Genomic DNA, 9,166 nt, shown 5'->3' with positions numbered 1-9,166 from the left:
CGCGCCGCCGCCGGAGGCGGTGCGCAGCACCGGCACGGTGGCCTCGGCGACCACCCGCTGCACGAGGGCGCTGCCCCCGCGGGGGACGACGAGGTCGACCAGCCCGTCGGCGCGCACGAGCGCGGTGGCGGCCTCGCGGCGCTGGCCGTCGAGGCCCTGCACTGCCTCGACCGGGGCGCCGGCGCCCTCCAGCGCCTCCCGCACCGCGGCGACCACGGCCAGGCTGGTCTGCCGGGAGGCCGTGCCCGCGCGCAGCACGACGGCGTTGCCCGAGCGCAGCGCCAGGGCGATGAGGTCGACGACGGCGTCGGGCCGGGCCTCGGTGACCACGCCGATCACCCCGAGCGGGACGCGCAGGTGGCGCAGGAGGCGCCCGGGCGCGACCTCGCGCTCCTCCAGCACCTCGCCCACCGGGTCGGGAGCCGCCGCGACGTCGCGCACGTGCTGCACGAGCGCCGCGAGCCGGTCGGCGTCCAGCGCCAGGCGCTCCAGGGTCGGCCCGGCCAGCCCGGCGAAGCGGGCGCGGCCGACGTCGACGGCGTTGGCGGCCAGCAGCGCCTCCTGCGCGGCGGCCAGGGCGTCGGCGACGGCGACCAGCGCCGCGTCGCGCTGGGCGCCCGAGAGCGCCGCGAGCGTCGGGCCCGCGGCCCGGGCGCTCTCGCAGGCGTCCTCGACGGCGTCCTGCACGTCGTTGCGGACGTCGGTCACCGGCGGCGCTCCCCGCGGCTCACCAGGGACGGACCTCGCCCAGCCCGGTGGGCGGGGGCAGGCGCTGGCCGCGGGTGTGCAGGGTGTCGCGGTCGACCACCTCGATGCCCACGGCCTTCCAGTCCGGCAGGCCGGCGTCGCGCCGGTGCTCGGCCCACAGGCGCAGCCCCAGGGCGGCGGCGTCGTCGACGTCCTCGGCCTCGTCCCAGTAGCTCACCTCGGCGTGGTCGGCGGAGTAGCGCACCGAGGCGAGGAACGGCTGCTGGTCGACGAGGGCGCGCAGCGCCGGCACGAGGCGGTCGGGGTCGGTGGCAGGACCGGCGAAGGTGACCGTGACGTGCCACAGCAGCAGCTCGGCGTGCCCCCCGGCGAAGGGCACCGGCGCCAGGGGCGCGGAGGACGTCGCGGAGGACGTCGTGGGGGGCGTCGTGGGGGGCGTCGCCGGCAGCTCGGGCGCCGGCGGCTCGACCGGCGCGGCGACCGGGGACAGCCGGGCGCGGCGGTCGGCCAGGCTGGGTGGCTCCTCCACCGGGTCCCCTCCCTCGCGCTCGCTCGGCGTCAACGCCCGCGCCCGGCGGACGCCGAGCGGTCGGTCACCAGCACCAGATCATCGCGGTGCACCAGCTCCCGGTCGTACCCGGGTCCCAGCGCGTCGGCGAGGTCCCGCGTCGAGCGTCCCAGCAGGTCCGGGACTTCCGACGAGGAGTAGTTGACCAGCCCGCGCGCGAGCGTGCGGCCCTTTTCGTCACACAGGTCCACGGGGTCCCCGGCCTCGAAGACCCCCTCCACCGAGGTCACCCCAGCAGGCAGCAACGAGGCGCCACGCTCGGTGACGGCGGCGACCGCGCCGGCGTCGAGGAGCAGGCGTCCGGCGGGCTCCGCGGCGTGCGCGAGCCAGAGCATCCGGGTGCTCGTGCGGCGCCCGGTGGGGGCGAAGAACGTGCCGACGTCCTCCCCCGCCAGGGCCTGGGCGGCGAGGTCGGCGGAGGTCAGCAGGGTCGCGGTGCCCGACCCGGTGGCGATCCGGGCGGCCTCGAGCTTGGTGACCATGCCGCCGGTGCCGACGGCCGTGCCGGTGCCGCCGACCTGCACGCCCGCGAGGTCGGCGGCGCTGGCCACCTCCGGCACGCGGCGGGTGCCGGCGCGCGAGGGCGGGCCGTCGTAGAGGGCGTCGACGTCGGAGAGCAGCACGAGCGCGTCGGCCTGCACCAGGTGCGCCACGAGGGCGGCCAGGCGGTCGTTGTCGCCCAGGCGGATCTCGGCGGTGGCCACGGTGTCGTTCTCGTTCACCACGGCCAGCACGCCCAGGCCCAGGAGGCGGAAGAGGGTGCGCTGGGCGTTGCGGTACTGCCCGCGGCGCACGACGTCGTCCGCGGTGAGCAGCACCTGGCCCACCGTGAGGCCGTGCGCGGCTGCCGCGGCGCTGTAGCGGGCCAGGAGCCGCCCCTGGCCCACGCTGGCGGCGGCCTGCTGGGTCGCCAGGTCGCGGGGGCGGCGGTCCAGGCCGAGCGGGGCCAGGCCCGCGGCGATGGCACCGGAGGAGACGAGCACCACCTCGGTGCCGGCAGCCGTCCGCGCGGCCAGGACGTCGACCAGCGCGGTGAGCCGCTCCTCGTCGATCCCGCCGGAGGGCGTGGTCAGCGAGGAGGACCCGACCTTGACGACGACCCGGCCCGCGGTGGGCAGGTCGGCGCGGCTGGTCAGGCGGCGCACCGAGCGGCCGGCGCTCACCGCCCGGCGTCCTCGCCGTCGCCGGGTGCGTCCACGGCGTCGGGCGCGGTCCAGTGGCCCGCGGCGCGCTCGGTCGCCAGCTCCTCGCGCGCCAGCGTGCGGGCGATGCGGCGGTCCTCGTACTCCTCGCGCTTCTGGCCGCGCGAGCGGCGTCCGCCCTGGTCCAGGCGCAGGTCGGTGCCGCGCGGGCCGGCCAGCAGCTCGGCGCCGCCGACGAGGGTGGGCTCCCAGTCGAAGACCACGGCCTCGTCCCCGGGGCCGATGACGACCTCGGAGCCGGCGACCGCGCCAGCCCTGAGCAGCTCGTCCTCCACGCCCAGGCGCGCCAGGCGGTCGCCGAGGTAGCCGACGGCCTCGTCGTTGGTGAAGTCCGTCTGGTGCACCCACCGCTCGGGCTTGGCCCCGCGGATGCGGAAGACCTCGCCGTCCGGGGTCTCCTCGCGCGTGACGGTGAAGTCCTTCTCGTCCACGGCGCGCGGGCGCAGCACCACGCGCGGGGCCTCGACGAGCGGGGCCTGCTCGCGGGCCTGGCGCACCAGCCCCAGCATCGCGAACATGAGCGGGCGCAGCCCCTCGTGCGAGGCGGCGGAGATCTCGAAGACCTGGAAGCCGCGGGCCTCGAGGTCGGGGCGGACGAGGTCGGCGAGCTCGCGCGCCTCGGGCACGTCGACCTTGTTGAGGACGACGATCGCCGGGCGCTCGTGCAGCGGCACCGACGTCGGGCCCGTGGCGTCCGGGGCCAGGGGGTAGGCGGCGAGCTCGGCCTGGATGACCTCCAGGTCGCTCAGGGGGTCGCGGCCGGGCTCCAGCGTCGCGCAGTCGAGCACGTGGACGATGGCGAAGCACCGCTCGACGTGGCGCAGGAACTCCAGGCCCAGGCCCTTGCCCGTGCTGGCGCCGGGGATCAGCCCCGGCACGTCGGCGACGGTGAAGCGCTCGCCGCCGGCCTCGACCACGCCGAGGTTGGGCACCAGGGTCGTGAACGGGTAGTCGGCGATCTTGGGACGCGCGGCGGACAGCGCCGCCACGAGGCTGGACTTGCCGGCGCTGGGGAAGCCGACGAGGGCGACGTCGGCGACGCTGCGCAGCTCCAGGACGACGTCGCCGCCGGTGCCGGGCTCGCCGAGCAGCGCGAAGCCCGGCGCCTTGCGCTTGGCCGAGGCGAGCGCCGCGTTGCCCAGGCCGCCGCGGCCGCCCTCGGCCAGCACGTAGCGGGTGCCCGCACCGAGCAGGTCGGCCAGCAGCCGGCCGTCGGCGTCGCGGACGGTGGTGCCGTCGGGCACGGGGAGGACGAGGTCCTCGCCGTTGGCGCCGTGGCGCATGTCGCCCGCGCCCTGGCCACCGTTGCCGGCCGCGCGGTGCGGAGAGCGGTGGTAGTCCAGGAGGGTCGTGGTCGAGGGGTCGACGACGAGGACGACGTCACCGCCGCGGCCGCCGTTCGCGCCGTCCGGCCCGCCGAGGGGCTTGAACTTCTCGCGGCGCACCGAGGCGACGCCGTTGCCCCCGTTGCCGGCTCGGACGTGGAGCACCACGCGGTCGACGAAGGTCACCACGGGTCTCACCCCTTCCTGGGTGCTGCGGAGTGCGGGGGAAGCGCAGGAGGGGCGGTCTGGGCAGAGCCCGGACCGCCCCTCCGCACGAGGTGCTGGGGTTCGTCAGTCAGCGACCGGGACGACCGCGATGACGCGGCGGCCGCGGCTGGTGCCGAACTCCACGGCGCCAGCCGCCTTGGCGAACAGCGTGTCGTCGCCGCCGCGGCCCACGTTCTCACCGGGGTGGAAGTGGGTGCCGCGCTGGCGCAGGATGATCTCGCCCGACTTGACGATCTCGCCGCCGAAGCGCTTGACGCCCAGCCGCTGGGAGTTGGAGTCGCGCCCGTTCCGGGTGGAACTGGCGCCCTTCTTGTGTGCCATGGAGTGCTCCCTCTCAGCCGATGGAGGTGACGCGCAGGCGGGACAGCCGCTGGCGGTGGCCCTGGCGCTTCTTGTAGCCGGTCTTGTTCTTGAACTTCTGGATGATGATCTTCGGACCCTTGGTCGCGTTGATCACCTCGGCGGTGACGGTGACACCGGCCAGCGCATCAGCAGCGCTGGTCACGGTGGCGCCGTCGACCAGGAGCAGCGGGGTGAGCTGCACGGTGGACCCGGCCTCACCGGCCACTCGGTCGACGGTCACGACGTCACCGACGGACACCTTCTCCTGACGGCCGCCGGCGCGGACGATCGCGTACACCTGTGGCTCACTCCCTGAAATCGTTCGACGTGCTGCGTGGTGGGGATCCGGAACGGATCAGGACCGCACGCAGCGGGGCGCGCCGAGGGCACGCCGACACTGCAGGATACGGACCTGCGTGCGGGAACGTCAAAGCGCCCCGCGCGCCGCCCTCACCCAGCGGTGACCGGGCGGTCGCCGTCCAACTCGCTGTCGGCCCCCAGGGCCTCCCCGGCCTCCTCCGGCGCGAGCTCCTGGCTGGGCTCGGAGCTCGGCTCGGAGCTCGGCTCGGAGCTCGGCTCGGCGTGCGGCTCGGGAGCGAGGTCGGGAGCGAGGTCGGGAGCGGCCTCGGGCTCGACGGCGTCCGCGATCTCGCGGGGGTCGAGGTCGACGACCTCGTCCTCCGCGCCTCCGGCGGCGTCGCCGTCGGAGTCCGAGGTGCGCGCGACGAGCTTCGACGCCTGGGCGACCTCCTGGATGGCCTCCCGGACGGCGTCGCGGGCGGCGTCCTCGCGGGTGCGGCGCCTGGGCCGGGGGGCCTGCGCCTCCCCGCTGGGCGCCGGCTCCTCGACCGCGTCGATGAGCTCCTCGTGGACGACGACGCCGCGGCCGGCGCAGTGCTCGCACGGCTCGCTGAACGCCTCGATGAGGCCCTGGCCGACCCGCTTGCGCGTCATCTGCACCAGCCCGAGCGAGGTGACCTCGGCGACCTGGTGCTTGGTGCGGTCGCGGCCCAGGCACTCCACGAGGCGGCGCAGGACGAGGTCGCGGTTGGACTCCAGGACCATGTCGATGAAGTCCACGACGATGATCCCGCCGATGTCGCGCAGCCGGAGCTGGCGGACGATCTCCTCGGCGGCCTCGAGGTTGTTCTTGGTGACCGTCTCCTCGAGGTTGCCCCCGGAGCCGGTGAAGCGGCCGGTGTTGACGTCGACGACCGTCATGGCCTCGGTGCGGTCGATGACGAGGGAGCCGCCCGAGGGCAGCCACACCTTGCGCTCGAGGGCCTTGGCGATCTGCTCGTCGACGCGGTGGGCGGCGAAGACGTCGCCCGCGCCGTCCCAGCGCACCACGCGGTCGGTCAGGTCGGGGGCGACGGCGTCGACGTAGGGCTTGATGGCGTCCCACGCGTCGTCACCGGAGACGACGAGCCGGCTGAAGTCCTCGTTGAAGACGTCGCGGACGACCTTGATCGTCAGGTCCGGCTCGCCGTGCAGGAGGGTCGGGGCGCTGACCTGCTTGGCGCGGGTGGAGATCTCCTGCCACTGCGCGGCCAGGCGCGCGACGTCGCGGGAGAGCTCCTCCTCGCTGGCGCCCTCGGCGGCGGTGCGCACGATGACGCCCGCGTCCTCGGGCACGACGGCCTTGAGGATCTTCTTCAGGCGGGCGCGCTCGGTGTCGGGCAGCTTGCGGGAGATGCCGGTCATCGAGCCGTTGGGCACGTAGACCAGGTAGCGGCCCGGCAGCGAGACCTGGGCGGTCAGGCGGGCGCCCTTGTGGCCGATCGGGTCCTTGCTGACCTGCACGAGCACCGAGTCGCCGGACTTCATGGCCGACTCGATCCGCTTGGCCTGGCCCGAGAGGCCGGCGGCCTCCCAGTCGACCTCGCCGGCGTACAGGACGGCGTTGCGCCCGCGGCCGATGTCGACGAAGGCGGCCTCCATGCTCGGCAGCACGTTCTGGACCTTGCCCAGGTGGACGTTGCCGATCATCGAGGTGTGCTGCTTGCGGGCCACGTAGTGCTCGACGAGCACGCCGTCCTCGAGGACCGCGACCTGGGTGCGCCCGGCGGCCGAGCGCACGACCATGGTCCGCTCGACGCTCTCGCGGCGGGCCAGGAACTCGGCCTCGGAGATGGTCTGGCGGCGGCGGCCGCCGTCGCGCCCGTCCCGGCGGCGCTGGCGCTTGGCCTCCAGGCGGGTCGACCCCTTGAGGCCGGTGACGTCCTCGGCGCCGGTGCCGGTGGCGGCCGGAGCCTCCTTGGCGCCGCCGCGGCGGCGCGAGCGGGACCGCGAGGACCCGCCCTCCTCCGCCGGCTCGGCCTCGGCCTCGGTGGTCTCGGCGGCGTCGGCGGCCTCGCTGCTGCCGCCACGGCTGCGCCGGCGGCGGCGGCGACGGCGGGTACCGCCCTCGGAGTCCTCGGACTCCGCCTCGCCGCCCTCGGCGTCGTCGTCGGTGGCGGCGGCCGCGTCGGCCGGGGCGTCGCTCGCTGCGCCGGTGAGCGCCTCGTCGAGGCCCGCGGTCACCGCGTCGGTGAGGGCCTCGCCGGGCGCCTCCTGGGCGCTGGTGGTGGCTCGGGGCTCGGGCAGGTCGAGGACGATGCCGGTCGCCGGAGCGGCCTCGTCGTCGCCCTCGGCGTCCTCGCCCTCACCGGCGCCGCGGCGGCGGCGACCCCGGCCCCCGCGGCGTCGGCGGGAGCGGCGGGCAGGACCGGCCTCGTCGTCGTCCTCGGCCTGGTCGTCGGCCTCCGCGTCGCCCGGCAGGGCGTCCTCGGCGGCCTCGGGCTCCTCGCCGGGCTCGACGTCGTCCGCGTCGGCGTCCGTGGCGGTGCCGATGTTCTCGGCCGCGGTGCGGCCGGTGTCGGCGTCGTAGGCATCCAGCGCCTCGTCGGGCGTGGCGGCCAGGCCGACCGCGGCCGCGGGCACCGGGACGTCGTCCTCGCGGGCCTCGGCCTCGACAGCCGCCTCGACGACGGCCTCGGGCGCGGGGTCGACGTGGACCGGCGGACCGGCGGGACGGCTGGCGGCGCGGCGCGAGCCGCGACGGCGGGGAGCGGACGCAGCAGCGGGCTCGGCGGCCTGGAAGAGCGGCACCGAGGTGCGCTCGGGCTGGGTGGACCCAGCGGCGGGCTCGGGCTCAGCGGCGGGCTCGGGCTCAGCGGCGGGCTCGGGCTCAGCAGCCGGCTCCGCAGCCGGCTCGGGCTCGGCAGCGCTCGGCGCGCCAGGCACCGCGACCGGGCCGGCCGAGAGGTCGCTGAGGGCGTCCGGCACGCGCTCGGCCTCGGCGACGGCCTCGGCCGGGGGCGCCGAGATGCCGCTCTGGGCCGGCTCCTGCGCCGGCGAGGCGGAAGGGCCCTCGTCGGGAGCGACCGGCGGGCCGGCGGGCCTGCTGGCCGCCCGGCGCGGCGCGCGCCGCGCCCGTCGCGGTGCCGCCGGCGCCTGCTCCGCCGCCTGGGGCCCCGTCGAGGTGGGCTCGGTCGGGGTGGTGTCGTCCGTGGTCACGGGGGACCTCCGCGTCCTGGGCCGGCCGGCCACACCATCGGCGCCGCTCAGGAGCTCAGCCACCGCCCGGAGGACGGTGGAAGTCAGTGGGGGCCGGGGCGGGTGCACTGCTGCGCGTGGGGCGCAGGCGCACGACCGCCTCGACATCGACGGCGGCCCGGCGCGGCGCCAGAGGACCTGGCACCGCTCCGGCCACCCCACCCGCAGGCCCCTGCGCCCGTCACACCGCCCGAGGGCGGTCGCGGCGCCAGGTCGACCTCCAGGTGGAGGGCGGCGAGGACGTCATCGGGTCGCCCGGCAGGTGTGGCGTGCCGGTCGACCACCCGCAGTATCGCACAGGCGGGCCCTGACCTTGAGCCCTAGAGGTAGCGGGTCGGGTCGAACTCGGAGAGCGGGATGATCCGGACCCGGGGCAGCACGCCGGTGAACGCGCGCACGTCGTCCTCGAGGTCGTACACCGACAGCCCGCCCGCGGAGAGCTCGCCGAACGCGGAGTTGACGAACTCGCGGAAGCCCAGCAGGCCCACCCGGCGCCCCGTCCCGGCGAGCAGCTGGCGCACGTGCTCGTGGAAGTCGACGTCGTGGCTGGCGAGCAGCACGTCGCCGGGGCGGTCCAGGAGCGCGTCGAGGGTGCGCTGGATGCCGATGTCGACGACCTTCTCCCCCGGCCCGCCGGCCAGCGGGATCGGCCGGTACCCCATCGCCAGCAGCGCCTGGATGAAGCTCATCGGCATCGAGCCCGACGTGGCGTTGAGGAAGAACAGCGCCTTGACCGGCTGCTGCCACACCTCGGAGGCGAAGTCGCGCACGCGGTCCCAGCGGGGCCGCTCCTCGGGGTGGGGACGCCGGCCGAGCACGCTCATGCCCAGCGTGGCGTCGATGTTCTCGCCGTCGACGAGCAGGTAGGTCGTGCGCTGGTCGGCCGGGGTGGTGTCCGGGTCCGCGGGGGACTGCGTCACGGGTCTGCCTCCTCGGCGATCGATGGCCGGACCCTACCGCCCGCCCCGGCGTGCAGCAGCGGGCCCGGCGGGAGACGATCACAGCTCCACCGCTCCTGCTCCGGAGGACCGCGCATGCCGCCCACCAGCCCCGGGCGCCGCGCCCACCGGCTGGCACCGGCGCAGGCGCCTCCCGCGGTCACGGCCCCGCGCCGCTCCCCGGTGGTGCTCGGGCCGAGGGCGCGAGCCGCCCTGCCGGCGCTCGCCGCGGTCGCGGTGGTGCTCGTCGTCCACGGCACCTGCGCCCTCGCCCTGGGCGGGCCGGTGCGCGCCTGGCCGTTCGTCCTCGCCCCGCTG

Annotated in this window: 8 protein-coding genes and 1 pseudogene; 1 reads left to right on the top strand and 8 read right to left on the bottom strand. The window is 76.5% G+C overall.

The annotated features are described in order from the left end of the window. The 8 genes from AC5FZL_RS13210 to AC5FZL_RS13175 all read right to left on the bottom strand — a co-directional run. Window positions 1-708: aldehyde dehydrogenase family protein (locus AC5FZL_RS13210; protein WP_493619333.1), on the bottom strand; the 708-nt coding region annotated here is incomplete at its 3' end. Between the two features lie 19 nt (window positions 709-727). Further along, a complete protein-coding gene (locus AC5FZL_RS13205; RefSeq protein ID WP_493619332.1) occupies window positions 728-1,237 on the bottom strand; it encodes a DUF8830 family protein in 510 nt (169 codons plus the stop codon). 29 nt (window positions 1,238-1,266) lie between these two features. Continuing rightward, window positions 1,267-2,439, bottom strand: coding sequence for a glutamate 5-kinase (proB, locus tag AC5FZL_RS13200; RefSeq protein ID WP_493619330.1), 1,173 nt, complete (start codon window positions 2,437-2,439; stop codon window positions 1,267-1,269). After that, complete coding sequence (gene obgE, locus AC5FZL_RS13195; protein WP_493619335.1) at window positions 2,436-3,992, bottom strand: GTPase ObgE; 1,557 nt, start codon at window positions 3,990-3,992, stop codon at window positions 2,436-2,438. Before obgE ends, proB begins: the two co-directional genes overlap by 4 nt. A 102-nt stretch (window positions 3,993-4,094) precedes the next feature. Continuing rightward, window positions 4,095-4,352: a 50S ribosomal protein L27 gene (gene rpmA / locus AC5FZL_RS13190; RefSeq protein ID WP_493619328.1), complete on the bottom strand. Its 258-nt coding sequence runs from the start codon at window positions 4,350-4,352 to the stop codon at window positions 4,095-4,097. Between the two features lie 13 nt (window positions 4,353-4,365). After that, window positions 4,366-4,671 carry a 50S ribosomal protein L21 gene (gene rplU / locus AC5FZL_RS13185; RefSeq protein WP_493619326.1) on the bottom strand — a complete coding sequence of 102 codons (306 nt, stop codon included), beginning with the start codon at window positions 4,669-4,671 and terminating at the stop codon, window positions 4,366-4,368. Between the two features lie 152 nt (window positions 4,672-4,823). Then, window positions 4,824-7,871: an Rne/Rng family ribonuclease gene (locus AC5FZL_RS13180; protein ID WP_493619325.1), complete on the bottom strand. Its 3,048-nt coding sequence runs from the start codon at window positions 7,869-7,871 to the stop codon at window positions 4,824-4,826. Window positions 7,872-8,230: 359 nt separating this feature from the next. Further along, on the bottom strand, window positions 8,231-8,830 hold the full coding sequence (locus AC5FZL_RS13175; RefSeq protein ID WP_493619324.1) for an NYN domain-containing protein: 600 nt from the start codon (window positions 8,828-8,830) through the stop codon (window positions 8,231-8,233). A 114-nt stretch (window positions 8,831-8,944) separates the two neighbouring features. Here AC5FZL_RS13175 and AC5FZL_RS13170 point away from each other — a divergent pair. Then, window positions 8,945-9,166, top strand: a pseudogene (locus tag AC5FZL_RS13170) (hypothetical protein); the annotation flags it as partial.

It is taken from the genome of Quadrisphaera sp. DVD1 (assembly GCF_058932755.1).
This window is presented reverse-complemented; position numbering and strand designations above follow the sequence as displayed.